A 21243-nucleotide genomic window follows, 5' to 3' on the forward strand; every position below is an offset into this window, starting at 1 on the left:
GTGCAGCCAGGACGGACGGAACCCCGCTCGCTCCGCAGCGCGCGGGGGCCGGATCAGGTCAGCAGATCTGGGTCAGTCGCCGAGGTCGACGGCGAGGACCAGGACCGGCGTGAGCGCATCCCGTTCGACGACGATGGAGGGACCGGCCGAGTCGACGATCACCCCGGCGATGTCGGCGTGACTGGTGAGCACCTTCGCGAGCTGCTCGGGTGCGAACGGGAGCGGTCGGTCGCCGCGGCCGAGGGCGATGACCTCGAGCGGGTGCGAGAAGAGCTGCAGGAATCGGCGTCCGTCCGTCGTCTGGGCTTCGGCGATGCCGACGGGGCCGCCGCCGGAACCGTCGTTGACGGCGACCCACATCCGCGTGGTCGCGAGTGCCTCCCCGACCTTGACGGCCGAGTCCTGCTCGCGAGGGGCTGCGAGGATGCTCTTCACCGTCATGTCGACGTCGGCCTGCTCGAGAGTCTTCTGCAGGAGCTCGGTCGGGAAGACCACGCGGTGCGGAGCCGAGGCGTTGTCGACGATGAGGCCGGCGAAGTCACCGGACACGACCTGCTGCAGCACCGAGGTGACCGGCTGAGCGACCGCCGAGGTCGACGAGGGGTCGGCCTCGAGCTGCACGGAATCACGCACGGCGCCCGCCGAGCTGAACGCGAGCATGTACTGGCGGTCCTCGCTGTCTCGGACGACCGCGACCGAAAGGGCCTTGCCCTCGCTGATCTGTGCACGCGCGTCGCCGTTCACGCGGATGTACAGGTGCCCCTGGAGCGCCTGACGCATGACCCCGAGCAGCTGATCGTTGGTCGCGCCGGCTTCGATCTCGGTGAGCGCTTCACGCAGCAGGACGTTGTCCTTCATGCCGGGGACCGTCTCGGTCTGCTCCGGCGGCAGCGCGGACGCGAGGGGCAGGCGCCGCTCCTCGGGCGCCTCGGGCCGGGTGGCAGGACGCGGCGGGGTCTGCGGCGCGGCCGGAGCTGCGGGCGGCGTCTGCGGATTCGACGGCGCATCGGAGGACGGCAGCTCGACCTCAGGACCCGCTTCCGCACCGACGCCTCGGAACGCCTGCACCGAGATCCCGATCGACGGCGCCGCAGCGGGCTGCTCGTCGACGGTGCTGTCCGACGTCACGCTGTTCGACGTCACGCTGTCGGACGTCGCGCTGTCCGACGTCACGCTGTCGGACGTCACGCTGTCGGACGTCGCGCTCTCTGACGCCGTGCCTTCGGAGAGCGCACTCTCGGCGGGATGGTCGTCCCCCTGCGCTGTGCGGGGCTCGACGGTCTCGGCGGTGGGGGCGACGGCATCGTCACCGGACTTCTTGCGGCGGGAGAAGAGGGCCATATGAGCCAGCCTAACCGGCAATCCGCACGGCGCTCCCTCCCGATGCTCCGCCGACGCGGGCGCACCGGGACGGGGTCAGATCTTCTCGATCGGCGCGACCTTGATGAGGAGCTTCTTCTGTCCCGCCGAGTCGAACCGCACGTGAGCGATGCGCTTCGCGCCCTCGCCGGTCACCGCGTCCACCCGTCCTTCACCGAAGTCGACGTGACGGATGCGGTCGCCCGCGGCGAGTTCGAGGTCGCCGTTGTCGCGCATCTTGGCCGTGACCCTGTTGGGGAACTTGTCCATGGCGGTCGACAGCGGCTTCAAGGAGTCTCGCCCCGGCAACGACTTCACCGCGAAGCGATCTCCGGAGCCCGATCCGCCGAAACCGCCCTGACGACGGGCGTTCAGCGCACGCGACTGCATCCCGCCGCGCGAGTTGACGTCGCCCGGAGACTGCCGCCAGTCGATCAGGTTCGCGGGGATCTCCTGCAGGAAGCGGCTGGGCATCGCGACCGTGACCTCGCCGAACTGCGCGCGGGTCATCGCCAAGGACAGGTGCAGGCGCTTGCGGGCGCGGGTGATCCCCACGTAGAACAGTCGACGCTCCTCCTGCGGCCCTCCGGGCTCTCCCGCCGAGATGCGGTGCGGGATGAGGTCTTCCTCCACGCCGGTGACGAACACCGCGTCGTACTCCAGGCCCTTGGCGGTGTGCATCGTCATGAGCGATACGGAGCCGGATTCGTCGTCGAGATCGTCGGCGTCGGACACCAGGGCGACCTCGGTCAGGAAGTCGGTGATGGTGCCCTCGGGGTTGTTCCGGGCGAAGTCGCGCGTGACGGCGACGAATTCGTCGAGGTTCTCGACGCGTGCCTCGTCCTGCGGGTCGCGGCTGGCTCGCAGCGCGTCGAGGTAGCCGCTCTTCGACAGCAGCAGGCTGAGCCCATCGGCCACCGAGGTGGGTGGCGGCACTTCGCCCGTCGCCGGCAGCATGATCGCCGTCGCTTCGGCGAGCACCGCGTCGAGCTGCGCGATCGCGGCCTGGATCTTCGGGCCGACGCCGAGCTGGCCAGGAAGCGACAGGGCGTCTCGGAACGAGATCCCGTGTTCCTCTGCGAAGCGGGCGATCGCCGTCTCCGTGACATCGCCAATGCCGCGCCGCGGCTTGTTGAGGATGCGGCGGACGGACATCTCGTCGGCGGGGTTGGCGACAGCGACGAGATAGGCGAGCGCGTCCTTGATCTCGGCGCGCTCGTAGAACTTCGTGCCGCCCATGATCTTGTACGGCACAGCGGAGCGGATGAAGATCTCCTCCAGCGCGCGGGACTGCGAGTTCGTGCGATAGAAGACGGCCATCTCCGAGTACGGCATCCCCTTGCGGTGGAGTGCCTCGACCTCGTCGGCGACGAACTGCGCCTCGTCGTGCTGGGAGTACCCGGTGAAGCCGATGATGGCGTCACCGTCGCCCTTGTCGCTCCAGAGCTTCTTGTCCTTGCGGTCGAAGTTGTTGCCGATCACGGCGTTCGCGGCGGACAGGATGTTCTGGGTGGAACGGTAGTTCTGCTCGAGCAGCACCACCTTCGCTCCGGGGAAGTCGCGTTCGAACTCGCTGATGTTGCGGATGTCGGCACCACGGAAGGCGTAGATCGACTGGTCCGAGTCACCGACGACCGTGAGCGACGCCCCGGCCTCACCGGCGCCCGGTGCTGGCTCGGGGTCGGGCTCGAAGATCATCATGCCGTTCGAGGCATATGGCTCCGATGCCGCACCCGCGCCCGATACCGGCCGGGTGAGCTCGTGGATGAGCGCGTACTGGGCGTGGTTGGTGTCCTGGTACTCGTCGACCAGGATGTGCCGGAACCGACGGCGATAGGTGTCCGCCACCTGGGGGAAGGCGCGGAACAGGTAGACGGTCTGGCCGATCAGATCATCGAAGTCGAAGGCGTTGGCCTTCTGCAGCTGCCGCTGGTAGTCGGCGAACACCTCGACGAATACGCGCTCGGCGGGATCCGACATGTTGGCCTGACGCGCATAGCCCTCGGCATCGGACAGCTCGTTCTTCAGCTTGGAGATGCGACCCTGCACCGCGGCGGGGGTGAGCCCGTAGGCATCGGCCTCGTGCTCCTTCACGAGTCGCTTGATGAGCGCGCGCGAGTCGCCGGAGTCGTAGATGGTGAAGTTCTTGGTGAATCCGAACTGCTGAGCCTCGCGACGCAGGATGCGCACGCATGCGGAGTGGAAGGTCGAGATCCACATGCCGCGCGCAGCGTCGCCGATGAGCCCTTCGACACGCTCGCGCATCTCACCGGCGGCCTTGTTCGTGAAGGTGATCGCGAGGATCTGGCTCGGCCACGCCTCCCGGCTGCGCAGCAGCGAGGCGATGCGGCGGGTGAGCACGCTGGTCTTGCCCGATCCGGCGCCGGCGACGATCAGCAGCGCCGGGCCGCGATAGGTGACGGCCTCGAGCTGCTGAGGGTTGAGGCCGGCGAGGAGATCGTCCTGCCCCGGGGTTCCCGACGAGCGAGGACCAGCTGTGGAGGGGACGATGAGAGGAGCTTCGGTCATGGCCCTACGAGTCTAGGCGTCGGCACCGACACCACGGCACGGAACCTCGCCTCCCCGGAGGCGTGCAGCGACTGCGCGTGCAGGGGACGCTACCGGGTCTCCAGCGCAAGGCGTCCGGCCAGGAGCACGTAGGTCGCGGCGAAGGAGCGGCGCAGCCAGGTCACGACCCTCGGCCGCCCCAGCACCTGGGTGCGCATCGTGGCGGCGAAGATGCCGTACAGCGCGAAGACCACGAAGGTGAGAGCCATGAACACGAGGCTGAGTCCTGCCATCTGCCAGGCGGCGTCCGGCGCCTGCGACGGCACGAACTGAGGGAGGAAGGCGAAGAAGAAGATCGTGAGCTTCGGGTTGAGCACGTTGATGAGCACGGCCGTGCCGATCACGCGCCACGACGAGCGCGGAGCAGGATCCTCTTCGGCCTGGATCAGCGACTTGTCGCGCAGCGTCTGCCAGGCGAGGAAGAGCAGATAGGCGATACCGATCCACTTGATCGTCTCGAATGCCACGGCGGAGGCGTTCAGGATCGCGGCCAGCCCGGTGATCGCCGCGATCATGTGGGGGATGACGCCGAGCGTGCAGCCGAATGCGGCGATGATGCCCGCTCTGCGCCCACGGGAGATGCCCTCGGCGATGGAGTAGACGGCGCCGGTGCCGGGCGTCGCGACGATCACCAGCGTGGTCAGCAGGAATGCGATGCTCATCGACGTCCTCTCATGCGGTTCCCCGCGCTCACACCCTGTCTAGTGGGTCGGGCGTCGTGCGCGCACCCCCCTGGAGGAAGATGGCGCGGGTGCGCGGGGGCACGAGCAGATCGCACCCCCGCTCACGACTCAGGCCCCGCGCCGCCGACGTCCCATCGTCGCCGCGCCGGCGGTGAGCAGCAGCAGCGCCAGGACTGCAGCCGCGAGGGGAAGCTCGGATCCGGTGGCCGCGAGCCCACCTGCGCCGGCTCCTGCACCGGCCCCTGCTCCCGCTCCCGCTTCCGCTTCCGCTTCCGCTTCCGCAGAGATCCGGATGTCGGCCCAGCCGAGGAGAGCACCGCTCGCATCGAACACCGCGATCCGATGTGCCCCGAGCGGTGCATCCGCCGGGATCCTCACCGCGATGGTGCCGCCCTCCGCGAGCGAGCCCATCGCGATACGCGTCGGATCGGAGTACATCCATACCGCGACGTCCGTGCCAGCGCCCTTCGCGTCGACGGTGATCGTGACCGTCTGGCCTCGCGTCGCGACCGCGGGATCGACGGTCAGACCACCGCGATTGCCGTCGACGAGCTCCGTGCCGGGAAGCGGCGGGATCTCTCCTCCAGGAGCGCCGCCACCACCGGGGAGCGTCCCGGTGCGCAGCGCCTCCGAGGCGAAACCGTCGGCGAACCACCAGACCGGCCGCTGCCCGTCGACCGAAAGCGAGGCCGGCCCCGTGGCGAAGCCCTCGTTGTTGATGTCGGGCATTCCAGCCGGGCGGGCGTAGTGCGCGATGCCCGGCTGTGCGGTGCCGTTCAGCGTGATCTCGGCCGAGCGCCCCTGACACCCGTCGTCGCACACCGCCCAGAGGCTGTCGCGCACGCTGTCGTAGTCGAGCGCCATCACTCCGGCGAGGCCGGGAGCGATCTCCGAGACCAGCGTCGCCGAGCCGTCGGAGCCGAGCGCGAAGGCGTACACATGACCGTTGTCCTCGACCGCGACGAGGAACAGCCCGCCCCCGTGTCCCGCGTAGTCCTTCGGGTCGTATGCTGCGCTCTTCCGGTCGTCGAAGAGCTTTCCGGCGAGCGCGGAGTCCGGAACCCACTGCACGGCCTCCATGCCGAGGTTCGCCCCGACCGCAGGCAGCAGCGAGGTCAGGTCCCACTCCTGCTGGGCGACGAGGTCGCCGGGCGAGGCATCGGGGTCGACCTTCAGCACCACGTTCTGGTTCACGCCCTTGGCGCTGTTGTCTCGCTCGGATGCGACGTAGACGAAGCCGTCTCCGTCGACCGTGATGCCTTCGGTGTCTGGACCTGCGGCTCCCGGGTTCGCTGCATCCTTCTGGAAGCGCACCCTCTTGCCCGCATCCCAGCCGTCGACCTTCTCGATGGAGCCGTCGGCGTGCGCTTCGAGCTTCCAGATGCGCCCCTCGCCGTTGTCGACCGCCCAGAGGAACGCCCCGTCGGCCGTCTCCTGCACGTCGAGACCAGAGCTGTCCTCGAGGAACGTCGGGATGCTGTCCACCACGCGCACCTCAGCGGAGCCTGGCCACGTTCCCACGGCGACCTCGCCGGCACAGACGTTCGCGACGCCCTTCGTGGAAGCAGCGGTGACGGCGAACGCGCCGGTGGTGTCGGGGCAGCGGCCCCAGGTGGTCGCGGCGTGGCCATCGCCCCACGAGGTCGAGTCCACGAGCAGATCGCCGTCGAACACCCGCACCGCATCGCCCGCGCCGAGTCCGAAGCCGAGCTGAGCCCGCTCGATCACGAGGTACTCCCCCGCTCCGATCGTGGTGCCGTCCGGAATCGCGTAGGCGTGCGCGTCATCGTCGTCCTTCACCACGATGCCCGACACATCGAGCGCGGTGTCCGTCGGGTTCACGAGCTCCACCCAATCGTCGGGTGAGCCGCCGTCGGACTCGACCTCGTTGATGCGCACCGGGTTGCCGCACGCGTTGCGCAGCCCCTTGGTCGAGACCGCGATGTCGACGAAGTCCCCGATGCCGTCGGCACAGCGGGCGAGAACGCCGGCCGCGTGCGCGGTGTAGACGTGCTCATCGACCGTGTTGCCGTTCGCGTCGCGGATCGTCACGGTGTCGCCGTTGCCGAGACCGAAGACGAAGTTCGACGGCTGGTCGAAGACGAAGTAGCCGCCCGGCTGCAAGATCGTCCCGGTCGGAAGCGGCGTGGTCTCGGCGGCGTGCCCCGTCGGGTCACTGTCCATCACGGTCCAGCCGGAGAGGTCGACCGCTGTGCCCCCGGTGTTGACGACCTCGACCCAGTCGGTGGTGTCGCCGTTCGACTCGATCTCGTTGATCACGACGTCGGGCATGACGCACGAGTTCGTGGCACCGGGAGTCGGGTGCGCGAGCACGAACGACCCGACGCCGTCGGGGCAGCGGGCCAGGGTCGCCGCGGCGAAGTCGCCGTCGATCGCCGCATGGCCCTGCCAGGGCAGAGTGTCGTCGATCATCGTGCCCGCGACGTCGAAGAGGCGGATTCGGTCCGCGCTGCCGATGCCGATCGGCTCGCGGAACGCGGCCTCGACGCCTCCGGAGAGGCCGATCGTCCCCTCCTCGACCACGAGGAACTGTCCTGCTCCGATCTGCGTTCCCGGAAGGAACTGCCAGCGGTGATCGTCGGAGTTGTCGCGGATCTCGTAGCCCGAGACATCGAGCGCTGCGGTGCCGGGGTTGAAGAACTCCACCCAGTCGGCCGGCTGCGAGTCGACCTCGTTGACGACGATGGAGCCGGCGACGGGAGCGACCGCGCAGTCGTTCGGCGCGCCCGGCGTGACCGTCGTCGCAGGTGCCCACGGCCCCGTCCCGTCGGGACAGCGTGCCCACACCGACAACGGCGCGGTGTTCTCGTACGCATAGGAGTCCGCTTCGGCGCCGCTCGGATCGAACAGCACGACCTCATCGCCCTTGCCGAGCCCGAAGGCGAAGTCGACGTCTTTCACGAGCACCAGGAACTCCCCCGGTGCGAGAGACGTGCCATCCGGCGCCTTGCCGAAGCTGTCGCGCTTCTCGTCGGCGATCGTCCAGCCGGTGAGGTCGACCGTCTCAGCGCCGGCGTTGTAGATCTCGACCTGATCGGCGAGGCCGGTCGCCGCGTCGTCGTAGACGATCTCGTTCAGCACGAGGCTCGGAGCAGCCGAGATCGCTTCGGTCGGACGGATGCCGGGATCGGCGCCGATCGCGACGGCGGGAGTGGCGAGCAGGGCGGCGGCGCTCAACGCGCACACCGCCGTGACCGCCGCAGCACGATGCATGCGGGGCATGGAGGACTCCTGGGTGGCTGGGCGGGCAGCCTCCGCGGGACGCGAGGCTGATCCGGACGGGACTCAGTCGGGTACCAGCCCAGACCACCGACCCCGGATGGCCGCCGAGGATCCCTCGGGTGCACACCAGGTGAACAGGAGGTGGCGATTCCCGTCAGGCGATTCGCGTGCCAGGGGGCAGACGCCGGGCGGGGGTGCGGGTGCGCGCCCATGCCCCCGCGAACAGCGAGCCGGCGATGACGACCTGCACTCCGAGTCCGACGAACCAGCTCGGCACCGTCGATTCGATGACCTCTTGCGGTGTGCGGTATCCGCCATCGGGGTCACAGGCGTCCCAGCGCTGTTCGAGCGGCGACTGCTGGGCGCTGCGCAGGCCGTACTTGATCTGACCGAACAGGTCGACGGGGTAGCCACCGGTCGCATACTCGGTCGGGGTGGCATCGGCGAGCACGACGAAGGAGTTCGCCGACAGGGTCCACCAGACCAGATCGAATCGCGGCACCTCCTGCATGCTGTTCACCTCCCAGCGATCGCATTCGGGGTTGCCGTTCGCGTCGTACGGGCGGGAGTAGACGGTGGCCTCGCCGCGCACGGCCATGCCGCCGAGTCCGAACGCGATCAGCGTTCCGAACACGAGGGCGGCGACCACGAGATACGTCGTCGCCACCGAGAACAGCGGGCGCGCGATGAGACCGCTCAGGCCCACGCCGATCGCGGCGACGATGATGATCTCGGCCGCGAGCACGAGCAGGGAGACGAGCAGCACGACGGGGTTGGTGCCTCCGCCGAGCAGGGATAGCCCGAGGAACGGAACCGCCACGACCAGGAAGGCACCGCCGGTGGCGACCGCAGCGACGAGCTTGCCCAGCATGATGTCACCGGTCGATGCGGCGGTCACCTGCACCGCGGCGAGGGTGGCGGCATCCCGATCGCCGTTGATCGCGTTGCCGCTGAGCGTCGGCGAGACGAGCACGACCAGCAGCAGGACGACGTTGACCACGATCGAGTACACGCCGGCGCCGATCGCGTCGCCCCACGAGTACACGGCGAAAGACAGAGCCGTGACGCCGAGCAGTACCAGAGCGAAGACGCCGAGCAGCACGTACCACCCGACGCTGCGCAGCCGCTGGGTCAGTTCCAGTCGGGCGATGATGCCGATGTTCGCGAGGCTCATGCGCCCGCCTCCGTTCCGGTGGGTGCTGGGGGCGGTGACGCCTGTTGCAGGTTCAGGAAGGTGTGCTCGAGCTGGCTCTGCGCCGGCGCGAACTCGACGACCGGGAGTCCCGCCTCGACGAGGTGCCGCAGTGCCTGCGCCGCAGCCCCCTCCCCTTCCAGCCGGACAAGCACGGCACCGCGATCCTGTCCGAGCGATTCGGGCGCAATGCCGAGGGTCGATGCCACCTGCCATGCGTCGGCCTTCGTCCGCTCCTCCGTCGCGCCGGCGAGACGCACCCGCCAGGCCCGCATCACGCGCTGTGCCGGCGCAGCGTCGACGACGGAGCCGGCGACGAGGAACACCGCGTCGTCGACGACCTCGTCCAGCTCGGAGAGGATGTGGCTGGAGATCAGCACGGTGCGCCCCTCGGCGGCGAGGCCGCGCAGCAGCACGCGCAACTGCACCCGCGCTTCGGGGTCGAGGCCGGAGGCCGGCTCATCGAGGAGAAGGACCTGCGGATCGTGCACGAGGGCACGCGCGAGTCCGAGCTTCTGCTTCTGGCCACGGGAGAGCACCTTGGCCGGGGAGTCAGCGAGGTCGGCCAGACCGACGAGGGCGAGCAGCTGCTGGGCGCGGACCTCGGCATCGGGCTTCTCGATCCCGTACAGACGGGAGGTCGTGACGATGGTCTCGCGAGCTGTGAGCGACGGCCAGGCGCCGAGCGCGTCCGGCATCCAGCCGAGCAGACGTCGCGCGGCGAGCGGGTCGACCGACGGGTCGACACCGCCGATGCTGATCGTCCCCGCGTCGGGAGCGAGCAGGGAGGCGAGCATCAGGAGCAGCGTCGTCTTGCCCGCACCGTTCGGACCAACGAGGCCGGTCACGCGCCCCGGCTCCGCACGAAGAGTGGCCCCCTTCACCGCCTGCACCGTCCCGAATGCTCTGCTGACGTCTTGCACAACGATTCCGGTCATGCGGTCAGTCTGGCATCCGCACACGGTCTCGGCCGGGACCTCCGGGCGGATGCTCAGTCCCGGCGGGGCGGTGGTGACACAATCGGCTCATGCGCACGATCCTCAACATCATCTGGGTCATCCTGGCCGGATGGGCCCTGTTCCTCGGGTACGTCCTGGCGGGCATCCTGCTGTGCATCCCGATCATCACGATCCCGTGGGCGATCGCCTCGTTCCGCATCGCCGCCTACGCGATCTGGCCCTTCGGACGAGAGGTCATCAGCAAGCCGACCGCCGGGGTCGGATCGTTCCTCGGCAACGTGCTCTGGGTGATCCTCGCCGGCTGGTGGCTCGCGATCGGCCACATCGTCTCGGGCATCCTGCTGTGCATCACGATCATCGGCATCCCGATGGGCATCGCCGACTTCAAGATGGTCCCCGTCTCCCTCATGCCGCTGGGCAAGGAGATCGTCTCCACGCGGCGCGGCGCCTTCGACCGCACACTCTGAACGGGACGTCTCCTGCACTGAACCGATCTACACTGGCGCGATGGATGCCGCCCGCCTGATCGCCTGGGATCAGGAACTCCGGTCGGCGCATTCCCGTCTGCGCGCTGCCCTCGCCGCCACGCGCGACGCGCTCGGCCGGGGTGCGGACGTGCCGGATGCGACGTCGGAGCTCGTGCTCTACTGCATCGGCTTCTGCGCCGCCCTCGACGGTCACCACGGCGCCGAGGACCGGCAGCTCTTCCCTTCCCTGCGCGCCGAGCATCCCGAGCTCGGCGGAGTCATCGACAAGCTCATGCAGGATCACTCGATGCTCGCCCACCTGCTCGCCTCGCTGCGCAGTGCGGCCGAGCGCGGAGATGACTCGGCGACGATCGGCGCGCACCTCGACGGGATCGCGGCGATCATGGAATCGCACTTCCGGTTCGAGGAACGGGAGATCCTCGAACCGCTGCGCACGCTGACGCTCGACGACGACGTGAAGAGCGTGCTCGGCCCGCTCTGACGCGGTCGGGGACGACTCAGCCGCGGAAGAAGGCGACGCCCAGATCCGGGTGGTCCACGAACACCCCGTCGATGCCCTGACGGGCGAGGACGCCCCACTCCGCCTCGTAGTCGCCGAACTCCCCGCGGCCGCCCGGTCCTCGGAACTCCGCGGCGAGGAAGGCGTTCTCCGGTCGGCATGTCCACGTGAAGACCTGAAGTCCGCGCGCGTGCGCATCCGCGACGATCGTGTTGCCGCGGTCGAGCAGCATCTTCTTGCTCACGCTGATGCCGTCGACCCGGCCGACCAGAGCGTCGAGCCCCTTCGGCGCGACCGTCTCCTTGTAGGTGAGAGCACGCTTGCCCTCCGCCACCAGCAGGTCGTACGGACGCCCCGACGCCTCGATCAGATAGATGTACGAGGCCGAGATCCCGCGCTCTCGCAGCTGCCCGAGCACGGTCGATTCGAAGCACTCGATCACCAGGGGCAGCTCGCCCTCGGCCCATCCGGCGTCGCGCAGCTCGAGGTCGATGAGCGGGGCGAGCTCGAGGCCGATGCTCGCGAAGTACGTGGCGTGCTTGACCTCGAGCACCACGCCGATCTCGCGTCCGTGCTCCACCGAACCCTCACGCACGATGTCGAGCACGTCGCGCAGTCGCAGGATCTGCTGAGCGCCGTCGAAACTCGCACTCGAGGCCCGCACCTCCGGCAGACGCTCCCGGATACGCAGGGTGGACAGCTCCGCCCAGGTGAAGTCCTCGGTGAACCAGCCGGTCAGCGCGTTTCCGTCGACGCGCTTGGTCGTCTTGCGGTCGGCGAACTCCGGATGGTCCGCCACATCTGTGGTGCCCGAGATCTCGTTCTCGTGACGCACGATGAGCACACCGTCCTTCGTCGCCACGACGTCGGGTTCGACCGCATCCACCCCCATGGCGAGGGCGAGCTCGTAGGAGGAGCGGCTGTGCTCCGGACGGTAGCCGGGCGCACCGCGGTGCCCGATGACGAGGGGGGAATTCCTGGGCACGCTCTCAGCGTAGAACACCCCGGCGGCGCCCCCTGCCGAGTATCGTGGAGGAAAGAGACCTACTACCCCCCTTTGGAGTGAGGCCCACCAATGAGCAACTTCGCTTTCAACAACCCTGCTTTCCAGCAGCAGGACCCGCGCAACGTCGCGACGTACCCGGGCGGACCTCAGGCTGCCCAGGGCGCGCAGAGCGCCTCGCTCCAGCACGGGGCGATGGACGCTGCGGCCAACGCACAGCTCGAGGGCATGTACGCGGCACCGCCTGCCGGCGCCATCGAGACCGACCGCATGTCGGTCGAGGACACCGTCTGGAAGACCGCCGGCCTGTTCGGCATCCTGCTCGTCACCGCCGCGATCGGCTGGGTGCTGACGCTCGGCGGACTCGACGTCCCCCGCTACAACCCGTACAACCCCGCTGCCGTCAACGTACTGCCGTGGGCCATCGGAGCACTCGGCGGCTTCGTGCTCGCCATGGTCATCACCTTCACGTCGCGCAAGAAGGTGCGCCCGGCGCTCATCTTCGCCTACGCGGCTTTCGAGGGGCTCTTCATCGGTGGCATCTCGGCGTTCTTCGAGGTGCAGTGGCCCGGCATCGTCTTCCAGGCGACGCTCGCGACCGTCTCGGTCGTCGGCGTGACCCTCGCGCTCTTCGCGAGCGGCAAGATCCGCGCCTCGAAGAAGGCCACCAAGATCTTCATGATCGCGATGATCGGCTATCTGGTCTTCTCGCTCCTGAACCTCGTCCTCATGTGGACGGGAATCAATGACAACGCTTTCGGCCTTCTGAGCACTAGGGTCTTCGGCATCCCGCTCGGTCTGATCATCGGCGTCCTCGTCGTGATCATGGCCGCGTACTCGCTGGTGCTCGACTTCGATCAGATCCAGCAGGGCGTCCGCAACGGCGCTCCCCGTAAGTACGGCTGGCTCGGCGCCTTCGGCATCATGGTCACTGTCGTGTGGCTCTACGTCGAGATCCTGCGCATCATCGCGATCGCCCGCGGCAACAACTGACGCGACCGCGTCGCCACAGTCGCAGAGGCCCGTCTCCCACGAGGGAGTCGGGCCTCTTGGCATATCCGGGGGTGCGCGCGCAAGGGGTTGGCACTCGGATCCGGATTTCGGCAGGCTTGTGGACAAGAAGCCCCGGCACCCCGGGGCTCCCGATCACAGGAGCTGACCATGAGTTTTCTCGGCTTTCTTCTTCTCGGCCTCATCGCCGGTGCCATCGCCAAGCTGATCCTTCCCGGCAAGCAGGGCGGCGGCTGGTTCATCACGCTGCTTCTCGGCGTCGTCGGCGCGCTGCTCGGCGGCTGGCTCGGCAGCCTGATCCTCAACCGTCCGCTGACCGAGTTCTGGGACCTGGGCACGTGGCTCCTCGCCATCGGCGGCTCGATCATCGTCCTGCTGATCTACGGCCTGATCGCCGGCCGTGGCCAGAAGGTCAACGACTGACGATCCCCCGCATCCAGACGCCCGCCCCCTTCGGCAGCATCACGCTACCGAAGGGGGCGAGTCATTTCTGTGCGCCCTGCGCCTTGCGCTCCAGCAGTGCGCGCTCCCGATCGTTGCCGGCGAGCGCCGCCGCGGTGGCGAACTCGCTGCGGGCCTCCTCCTCGCGACCGAGTCGACGCAGCAGCTCTCCCCGAGTGGCCGGCAGCAGATGGTAGCCGCGCAGCGCCCCGGAACTCGCCAGCTCGTCGATGATGCGCAGCGCGGACGCAGGGCCGGTTGCCATCGCGACGGCCGCCGCTCGATTGAGCTCCACCACCGGTGACGGGGAGATGCGGCCCAGCGCCTCGTACAGCAGGACGATCCGGTCCCAGTCCGTCTCGTCGACCGACGCCGCCACGGCATGACACTCCGCGATCGCCGCCTGCAGGCAATACGTCCCCCGGCCGCGGCCGAGCGCATCGGCGGTGGCGAGAGAAGCCCGACCCCGCGCGATACGACCCCGGTCCCAGCGCCTGCGATCCTGATCGGCCAGCAGCACGGGGTCTCCATGTCTGTCCACCCGCGCGGCGAACCGGGCCGCCGTGAGCTCCATCAGGGACAGCAGACCGTGCGCCTCGGGTTCCTGCGGCATGAGAGCGGCGAGCACCCGGCCGAGGCGGATGGCCTCGTCGCTCAGCTCAGGACGCATCCATTCAGGCCCACTGCTCGCGGCGTGCGCCTCGTTGAAGATCAGATACAGCACCCCGAGGATCGCACCGATGCGCTGAGCCCGCTCCTCACGGGGCGGCACTTCGAACGGAGCGTTCGCGGCGGCGAGCGTCTTCTTCGCGCGGACGATGCGCTGCTGCACGGTCGCCGTCGGTACCAGGAACGCACGGGCGATCTCCTCACTCGACAGCCCGCCGACGACACGGAGCGTCAGAGCGACCTGAGCCTCCTTGGCGAGCACCGGGTGGCAGGAAATGAAGATCAGTCGCAGCACGTCGTCATCCACGGCATCCGGATCCCACAGCAGGTCGCCGCCCTCCGCCTGTTCCCGCTCCAGGTCATGCGCGAGCAGGGCCACCCTGTCGTCGAGTCGTTCCTGGCGGCGCCACCGGTCGATGGCCTTGCGCTTCGCGACCGCCGTCAGCCACGCCCCGGCGTTACGCGGAACACCCTCGACCGGCCACTGCTGCAACGCATCGATCAACGCTTCCTGGGCCAGGTCCTCCGCGAGCCCGAAGTCACCCACCATCCGGGTGAGCGCGCCGACGATACGCGCCGACTCGATGCGCCACACCGCGGCGACGGCGCGCTCCGCCGACCCGGGATCGGGTGCCGAGCGCGCCGTCTCGCTGTGCACGGGAGGCGTCATCGCTGCTCGTCCGTCACTGCTGCGCGCGCTGCTCTGCGTCCTCGCGCCAGCCCGCTTCCTTCTGGATCCACTCGTTGTCGGCGGGGAAGTCCTCGACGCCGGTCACGCGACGCACCTCGAGGTACGACCCTCGTCCGAGAGGAGCACGGCTCGCCCACTCCGCTGCCTCTTCGCGCGTGGGGACCTCGATGATCCAGAAGCCGTTGAAGAGCTCTTTGGTCTCGCCGTAGGGGCCGTCGGTGATCAGCGGCTTCTCGGCGCTGAAGTCGACGACGAAGCCCTCGGCTGCGTCGGTCAGTCCCTCACCGGCCACGAGCACACCGGCCTTGATCATGGATTCGTTGTACGTGCCCATGGCCTCGATGACCTGGTCGAAGGGCATCTCCTTGTACGCCTCCACAGCCTCGTCGGTCGCGCGCATGATGAGCATGAACTTCATGGTGTTCTCCTTGTTCGATGGGCCGTCTCTCGACCCTCTCATCTAGGACGTCGAACGGGAACGCCGCGGATCGACATCGTTCCGGAATTCTCTCCGAGAAATTCTGTCCGAGCGACGGAGAAGCTCTGGTCTCGGGAAGTCAGGCGCGACGGGACGGGCGCGCGGCGGCTTCGGCGATCACTGCCGTGAGGGCGTCGAGCGAGCGCTGCGGGCTCCACGCGGCCGCGACCGACGGGGCTTCGGCGCTCAGAGCCGCAAGTCGATCGGGGTCTGTGAGCAGTGCGCGGATCGCCCGTCCCAGCGCCTCGACGTCACCGCTCGGGACCAGAACGCCACCGCCCTGTTCCAGGACATCGCGGATACCGTACCGGGCGTCGTAGGACACCACCGGGGCACCGTGCAGGAGCGCCTCGACGATCGACAGCGGCTGTCCCTCGAAGGCGGTCGCGGTGACGATCATCGCGGCTCGATCGAGAACGGTTCCCGGTGAATCCGTGTAGCCGGCGAGGAGGACACGATCTCCCGCATCGAGCTCCGCGATCAACGCGCGCAGCCGTTCCTCCTCCGGGCCGCCGCCCCAGATCTCCATGCGGGTGCCAGGCACGTCGGCCGCGAGGAAGGCGCGGATCGCCTGATCGACGCGCTTTCCGGGGGCGAGGCGCCCCAGCACGACCACGAGGCCCTCCTCGCGCAGGTCGTCGCTACGGTCGACCGGAGCGATGGGGTTCGGCACCAGGACGTGCCGTGCCGATGCACCGAAGCGCGACACGACGTCATCGCGCTGCGTGGCGGTCGGCCAGATCACGGCGTCGAACCGGTCGGCCAGCCGGAACCACCGTGTCCAGAGCGTGTTCATCGGGGCATCAGGCGTGTACGGCGCCTCCACGTGCATGGTGTGGATCGTGTGCAGGATGCGCACGCGCGGGTCGGACCAGTCCGCGATGAGCTCGCCGAGCTGCCTGGACTCGCAGATCACGATGATCCGACGGTCGCCGAAGGCCGCGGTCACGTGGTCGAGCCAGGCTCGATAGAGGCCGCGGAAGCCGTGCAGCGCTCCCGTCACCTGGCCCGCGGCGTCGTAGACGAGCACGGGCTCCTCGCTCAGATGCCAGTCCGGGTTGCCCGGGATCACCGGCAGCGCCGCGAACGGTCGCCCCTCGGCATCCGTGAGCACCCGGTACTCCACATCGGGATCGGCGCTCACCGCGGGATCGGCGGCTGTCCGCAGCCAATCGGCCGCTCCCCCGCCGGAAGCCGTGGCCTCGTCGAACAGGTTGCGCATCCGCGAGGAGTCGACGAGCGCACCCTGCTCCACGAACGTGTGCCGGTGCGCGGCATGGTCGGCCGCGGTTCCCGGGTCGAACGTGAGCAGCTGCGGGCCCGATCCGTCGGCCACACCGGCGCTCGCGAGCTGGCGGGCACGGGCCAGCGTCGCGATCGTGTATCCGCCGTCCATGCCGGGGATGAGCCGACTGGACAGCACCAGATACTCGGCGTCGGGAAGTGCCGGCGCCGCGTCGGGGAGCATCGTGCTCCCTACTCCCACTCGATCGTCCCCGGCGGCTTCGACGTGACGTCGAGAACGACGCGGTTGACGTCGCGGACGCCGTTCGTGATGCGGTTGGAGATCTTCGACAGCACGTCGTACGGCAGGCGCGTCCAGTCGGCCGTCATGGCGTCTTCACTCGACACCGGGCGCAGCACGATCGGGTGACCGTAGGTGCGACCGTCACCCTGCACGCCCACCGAGCGCACGTCGGCCAGGAGCACGACCGGGCACTGCCAGATCTCTTGGTCGAGGCCGGCCTTGGTCAGCTCCTCGCGGGCGATGGCGTCGGCCTCACGCAGAATCTCGAGACGGTCAGCGGTGACCTCACCGATGATCCGGATGCCGAGACCGGGCCCCGGAAACGGCTGGCGTCCGACGATCGCCTCGGGGATGCCCAGCTCGCGGCCGATCGCACGCACCTCGTCCTTGAACAGGGCGCGCAGCGGCTCGATGAGCTCGAAGTCGAGGTCGTCCGGGAGACCGCCCACGTTGTGGTGCGACTTGATGTTCGCGGTGCCAGCGCCGCCGCCCGACTCGACGACGTCGGGGTAGAGCGTGCCCTGCACGAGGAACTTCACCGGAGCGCCACCCGAGGCCTTGGCTTCGGCCACCAGGTCGAGCTGCACCTTCTCGAACGCGCGGATGAACTCGCGGCCGATGATCTTGCGCTTCTCCTCGGGGTCGGTCACACCCTGGAGGTGACCGAGGAACGTGTCGGCTGCATCGACCGTGATGAGGCGCACACCGGTGGATTCGACGTAGTCCTTCTCGACCTGCTCGCGCTCGCCCTTGCGGAGAAGCCCGTGGTCGACGAAGACGGCCGTGAGCTGGTCGCCGATGGCCTTGTGCACGAGAGCGGTCGAGACCGCGGAATCGACGCCACCGGAGAGCGCGGAGATGACGCGGGCGTCACCCACCTGCTCCCGGATGCGCTCGATCTGCTCGGCGATCACGTTGCCGCTGTTCCAGTCCGAGGCGAGTCCGGCACCCTTGTGGAGGAAGTTCTCCAGCACACGCTGGCCATGGTCGGAGTGCTTGACCTCGGGGTGCCACTGCACACCGTAGAAACCGCGCTCGGGGTTCGCGAATGCGGCGACCTTGGTCGCTTCCGTCGTCGCGAGCACCTCGAAGCCGTCGGGGGCCTTGGCCACCTGGTCGCCGTGGCTCATCCAGACGTTCTGCTGCACCGGCTGGCCGCCGAGCAGCGTGCCGCCGTCGCCCGTGATGACGGCGTCCGTCGCGCCGTACTCGCGCAGACCGGTGTTCGCGACCTCGCCGCCCAGTGTCTGGGCCATGTACTGGAAGCCGTAGCAGATGCCGAGAGTCGGGACACCGAGATCGAAGACCGCGGGGTCGAGCTTGGGGGCTCCCTCCTCGTACACCGACGACGGTCCGCCGGAGAGGATGATCGCGACCGGGTTTTTCGCGGCGATCTCCTCTGCCGTGGCGGTGTGCGGCACGATCTCGCTGTACACACCCGCCTCACGGACGCGACGGGCGATCAGCTGCGCGTACTGCGCGCCGAAGTCGACGACGAGCGCAGGACGCTGCTGGGTCTCGGACTGTTCGGTCAACGGACACCTTCCGGGGCGGGGGCGGAGGCCTCGGCGGCCTCCCTGGTGGCGAGATAGGTCTTGACTTCACGGGCGACGACCGCCTCCATGAAGAACGACAGCAGCGGCACGACGCCGCCGAGCGCGAGGAGGATGAAGCGCGGGAAGCGCCAGCGCATCAGGCTCCACATGCGGAAGCACGCGAAGAGGTACACGACATAGAACCAGCCGTGCGCCACGAGGATGAACAGCGACAGGTTGAAGCCGTCGCCCAGAGACGTCATCTCGCAGGAGTTCGTCATGGGGGCGAACAGCGACCACCACTGGCAGTCGGGACCGGCGAGCACGCCGGCGAACCAGAGGGGACCTCCGGAGCCGCCCATGAAGAGCTCGAGGTGGATCGGCGTGTACTTCAGCACCATCTCGGTCAACAGCAGGAGCAGCATGACACCTGTGATGATCGACGCGATCTGGTAGAACTTCAGCGCACCGCGGATCGCCGGAAAGCTGGCGACTTTCGGTTCGGGCATGCGCCCAGTCTAGCCGCCGGGAAATCGTGACGAATCCGGCAGCGGCGTCCGGGAGAGGGCGATGCATCGGTCAGGAATCGAGAAGCGGCCGGAAGGTCACGGTCGTAGCGTCGTCGACATGAACACGACCATCGATTCCCTCACCCTCGATGTCCCGGATGTGGACGCCGCCCGCTCCTTCTACTCGCAGGCGTTCGACCTCGACGACCGCCTGCGGTTCCGCGCCGCGGATGCCCCCTCCTCCGGCTTCCGCGGCTACACGCTGTCGCTCGTCGTCTCGCAGCCCGCGAACGTGCACGTGCTCGTCGATGCGGCCGTCGCCGCGGGGGCCACCGTGATCAAGCTCGTATCGAAGTCGCTCTGGGGCCTCGGCGGCACGATTCAGGCACCCGATGGTGCCATCTGGAAGGTCGCCACCTCGGCGAAGAAGGACACCGCTCACCCGAGTCGCACGGTGGACGAGATCGTGCTGCTGCTCGGCGCGAAGGACGTGGTGGCCTCGAAGACCTTCTACGCAGATCGCGGCATCCCGGTCGGCAAGAGCTTCGGGCGCAGCTACGTGCAGTTCGACACCGGCGGGAGTCCCATCGGACTCGGTCTGTACCGGCACGCGTCACTCGCCAAGGATGCGGGCGTTCCGGCAGAAGGCACCGGCTCGCACCGACTCACGGTCAACGGCGTGCTCGGCGCGGCCGTCGACCCCGACGGCTTCGTGTGGGCACCCGTCGCGGTGAGCGCCTAGGCGACGCGTTCACCACCCGTGATGGCGAGCGCGCTCCTCGACGGCCTCTACGAGCCGATCGGCGTAGTCCAGTCCGTCGTCGTCCGCTAGGAGGTCGGCGCGCGCGGCCACGAAGGCGGCGGAGACCCCGCCGCGGATTCGCTCGACGGCATCCCGTGCCGCCTGCGCCTCGACTCCGAGCGTTTTGGCCGCTTTCAACCAGTGCGTCATCCCAATGCGTGCCATCACGCGCTCGCCTCCGATGGACACCGCAGAGGGCATCGGCTGATCCCCTCGGTAGAGCGCGTTGCTTCCGAGGTCGTAGAGAGGCGCCAACCTCATCTGCGTCCCCGAATGGATGACGGAGTAATTCTTGGCATGTGCATCGGTGTTCGCCGCGGCGCAGGTGAAGACGAGCGCTTCGAACAGCTCGTTCGCCGCGCGCCGCTGCTCGGACGGGGCGAACGCCCGCACCACCCGAGCGAACTTCTCCAGCCCGGGGCCACCGTCGGATTGGTACTTGAGCGCGGGGTCGACGCTGAGTGCCTGCGCGAAATCCTCCTGATGGAGCCGGTGGAGCCGATCACCGGCTTGGACACGGTCATAGCGCTTCGCGACGAAGACGAAGTCGCCGCGGTCCGTGACCATGAGCCCGTGGTCGGCGACCCGCAACCCCAGACGACGCCCAGCTCTCATGGTCAGAAACTCGTTGACGTCGTGACGGCCACCACGCGCTGCGGGCTTCAGGATGTGGGTGGTCGGCGTCGAATCCCGCGGAACACCCCATTGGCCGTCGTCTGAACGGTACAGCGCAAGCTTCGGCTGCGCACCGGCGAGGCTCCAACGGAACTCGTCGTACCTCTCGGACCAATTCCCTGCGGAATCGACCACGGAGGCGACGAGTTCGCCGAGGTCGTCGATGTAATGCACGTCACCCGTGCGCGCCGCAGCGTCGTCGGACGCTTCGCCCGGAGGCAACAGCTGGAGCGCACCGGCCGTATCACGTCCGACATGGCGGAGGAGACCCATCGGGTTCCGGGGACTCGTGTGATGCGCAGCAGCGATGGCCTCCAGAGTTGCGGGGTTGTCGCTCAGCAACCCCTGCAGGAACGGTCGTGCCACCCGGTTGCCGTACTCCGCACCGGCCACGAGTGGCATCGAGATCGAGAGTGGCGTCGCCACGGGCGACAGATCGTCGTCATACGCGAAGCTGATCGCGCCATGCGCATTCTGAGTGAACAGGCCGGTGCGCTGACCATCGACGAACGCGACCAGATCGCCCTGCGCAGAGGATGCGGCGTTCATCTCCCGCCCTCCTCCTCGCTCCACAAGGCACTGAGATCGAACGAGGAATCGCCTTTTGCGTGCTCCTGGACGTTCAGCTGCAGTCCGAGAGACTCCACCACATGCAGAACCCGGCGAAGCGTCGGGTTGTCGAGGCGCCCAGTCTCCAGCTTCACCAACCAAGGCCTATCGACGTCCGCCCGCTCAGCAAGCTCCGTCTGACTCCAGCCTCGACGCAGACGCGCGCTTCTCAGAACGGCCCCGAGCTGTCGCGCTGAGTGGAATGGTTGACTCTCCATGACACCTCCATGCTGTGTGTTTAAAAACACTATCGCCTATGTGTCGTAAAAGTAACACTTGGCTTAGTGCGTTTGAACACACT

At 68.4% G+C, this 21243-nt stretch carries 19 protein-coding genes; 5 read left to right on the forward strand and 14 right to left on the reverse strand.

Features of this window, described 5'->3' with window-relative positions; all coding sequences use genetic code 11:
• Nucleotides 1-72: 72 nt before the first annotated feature.
• The 6 genes from MOX01_RS14515 to MOX01_RS14540 all read right to left on the reverse strand — a co-directional run bounded on the left by MOX01_RS14515 (nucleotide 73) and on the right by MOX01_RS14540 (nucleotide 9983).
• A complete protein-coding gene (locus tag MOX01_RS14515) occupies nucleotides 73-1341 on the reverse strand; it encodes an SseB family protein (protein WP_141370317.1) in 1269 nt (422 codons plus the stop codon).
• 75 nt (nucleotides 1342-1416) lie between these two features.
• Nucleotides 1417-3888 (reverse strand): ATP-dependent helicase, encoded by a 2472-nt coding sequence (locus MOX01_RS14520; RefSeq protein WP_058632660.1) that lies wholly within the window; start codon nucleotides 3886-3888, stop codon nucleotides 1417-1419.
• Between the two features lie 89 nt (nucleotides 3889-3977).
• Nucleotides 3978-4589 carry a LysE family translocator gene (locus tag MOX01_RS14525; protein ID WP_046748806.1) on the reverse strand — a complete coding sequence of 204 codons (612 nt, stop codon included), beginning with the start codon at nucleotides 4587-4589 and terminating at the stop codon, nucleotides 3978-3980.
• A gap of 129 nt (nucleotides 4590-4718) precedes the next feature.
• Nucleotides 4719-7853, reverse strand: coding sequence for a lamin tail domain-containing protein (locus tag MOX01_RS14530; RefSeq protein ID WP_141370319.1), 3135 nt, complete (start codon nucleotides 7851-7853; stop codon nucleotides 4719-4721).
• A 154-nt stretch (nucleotides 7854-8007) separates the two neighbouring features.
• A complete protein-coding gene (locus MOX01_RS14535; protein WP_141370321.1) occupies nucleotides 8008-9027 on the reverse strand; it encodes an ABC transporter permease in 1020 nt (339 codons plus the stop codon).
• Complete coding sequence (locus tag MOX01_RS14540; protein ID WP_046748803.1) at nucleotides 9024-9983, reverse strand: ABC transporter ATP-binding protein; 960 nt, start codon at nucleotides 9981-9983, stop codon at nucleotides 9024-9026. Before MOX01_RS14540 ends, MOX01_RS14535 begins: the two co-directional genes overlap by 4 nt.
• 89 nt (nucleotides 9984-10072) lie before the next feature.
• Between MOX01_RS14540 and MOX01_RS14545 the strand changes: the two genes are divergently transcribed.
• On the forward strand, nucleotides 10073-10471 hold the full coding sequence (locus MOX01_RS14545) for a YccF domain-containing protein (RefSeq protein WP_046748802.1): 399 nt from the start codon (nucleotides 10073-10075) through the stop codon (nucleotides 10469-10471).
• A gap of 40 nt (nucleotides 10472-10511) precedes the next feature.
• Nucleotides 10512-10973 carry a hemerythrin domain-containing protein gene (locus MOX01_RS14550; RefSeq protein ID WP_061018575.1) on the forward strand — a complete coding sequence of 154 codons (462 nt, stop codon included), beginning with the start codon at nucleotides 10512-10514 and terminating at the stop codon, nucleotides 10971-10973.
• A 16-nt stretch (nucleotides 10974-10989) separates the two neighbouring features.
• Here the strand turns inward: MOX01_RS14550 and MOX01_RS14555 are convergent, their stop codons facing one another.
• Nucleotides 10990-11976, reverse strand: coding sequence for a glycerophosphodiester phosphodiesterase family protein (locus tag MOX01_RS14555; RefSeq protein WP_061018613.1), 987 nt, complete (start codon nucleotides 11974-11976; stop codon nucleotides 10990-10992).
• 90 nt (nucleotides 11977-12066) lie between these two features.
• On the opposite strand from MOX01_RS14555, the gene MOX01_RS14560 reads away from it, so the two are divergent.
• Nucleotides 12067-12987, forward strand: coding sequence for a Bax inhibitor-1/YccA family protein (locus tag MOX01_RS14560; protein WP_141370323.1), 921 nt, complete (start codon nucleotides 12067-12069; stop codon nucleotides 12985-12987).
• A gap of 168 nt (nucleotides 12988-13155) precedes the next feature.
• The gene (locus MOX01_RS14565; protein WP_045263759.1) at nucleotides 13156-13428 is read left to right on the forward strand and encodes a GlsB/YeaQ/YmgE family stress response membrane protein; all 273 of its coding nucleotides are present in this window, start codon (nucleotides 13156-13158) and stop codon (nucleotides 13426-13428) included.
• Nucleotides 13429-13489: 61 nt separating this feature from the next.
• Here the strand turns inward: MOX01_RS14565 and MOX01_RS14570 are convergent, their stop codons facing one another.
• The 5 genes from MOX01_RS14570 to MOX01_RS14590 form a co-directional block, all read right to left on the reverse strand.
• Nucleotides 13490-14785, reverse strand: a complete 1296-nt coding sequence (locus MOX01_RS14570; protein ID WP_061018580.1) for an RNA polymerase sigma factor — start codon at nucleotides 14783-14785, stop codon at nucleotides 13490-13492.
• A gap of 13 nt (nucleotides 14786-14798) precedes the next feature.
• Nucleotides 14799-15224 (reverse strand): YciI family protein, encoded by a 426-nt coding sequence (locus MOX01_RS14575; RefSeq protein WP_141370326.1) that lies wholly within the window; start codon nucleotides 15222-15224, stop codon nucleotides 14799-14801.
• 139 nt (nucleotides 15225-15363) lie between these two features.
• Nucleotides 15364-16752: a glycosyltransferase gene (locus tag MOX01_RS14580; RefSeq protein WP_141370328.1), complete on the reverse strand. Its 1389-nt coding sequence runs from the start codon at nucleotides 16750-16752 to the stop codon at nucleotides 15364-15366.
• Nucleotides 16753-16760: 8 nt separating this feature from the next.
• Nucleotides 16761-18347, reverse strand: a complete 1587-nt coding sequence (gene guaA, locus MOX01_RS14585; protein ID WP_058632651.1) for a glutamine-hydrolyzing GMP synthase — start codon at nucleotides 18345-18347, stop codon at nucleotides 16761-16763.
• The gene (locus MOX01_RS14590; protein ID WP_021198891.1) at nucleotides 18344-18856 is read right to left on the reverse strand and encodes a DUF3817 domain-containing protein; all 513 of its coding nucleotides are present in this window, start codon (nucleotides 18854-18856) and stop codon (nucleotides 18344-18346) included. Before MOX01_RS14590 ends, guaA begins: the two co-directional genes overlap by 4 nt.
• Nucleotides 18857-18974: 118 nt before the next feature.
• On the opposite strand from MOX01_RS14590, the gene MOX01_RS14595 reads away from it, so the two are divergent.
• The gene (locus tag MOX01_RS14595) at nucleotides 18975-19598 is read left to right on the forward strand and encodes a VOC family protein (RefSeq protein ID WP_141370330.1); all 624 of its coding nucleotides are present in this window, start codon (nucleotides 18975-18977) and stop codon (nucleotides 19596-19598) included.
• Between the two features lie 9 nt (nucleotides 19599-19607).
• Here the strand turns inward: MOX01_RS14595 and MOX01_RS14600 are convergent, their stop codons facing one another.
• Together MOX01_RS14600 and MOX01_RS19580 are read right to left on the reverse strand one after the other, a co-directional pair.
• Nucleotides 19608-20882, reverse strand: coding sequence for a HipA domain-containing protein (locus MOX01_RS14600; protein WP_058632650.1), 1275 nt, complete (start codon nucleotides 20880-20882; stop codon nucleotides 19608-19610).
• Entirely contained in the window at nucleotides 20879-21160 is a 282-nt protein-coding gene (locus MOX01_RS19580) for a helix-turn-helix domain-containing protein (RefSeq protein ID WP_058632649.1), read from the reverse strand. Before MOX01_RS19580 ends, MOX01_RS14600 begins: the two co-directional genes overlap by 4 nt.
• Between the last annotated feature and the right edge of the window lie 83 nt (nucleotides 21161-21243).

Origin of the sequence: Microbacterium oxydans (assembly GCF_006540085.1) — a bacterium.
GTDB lineage: Bacteria > Actinomycetota > Actinomycetes > Actinomycetales > Microbacteriaceae > Microbacterium > Microbacterium oxydans.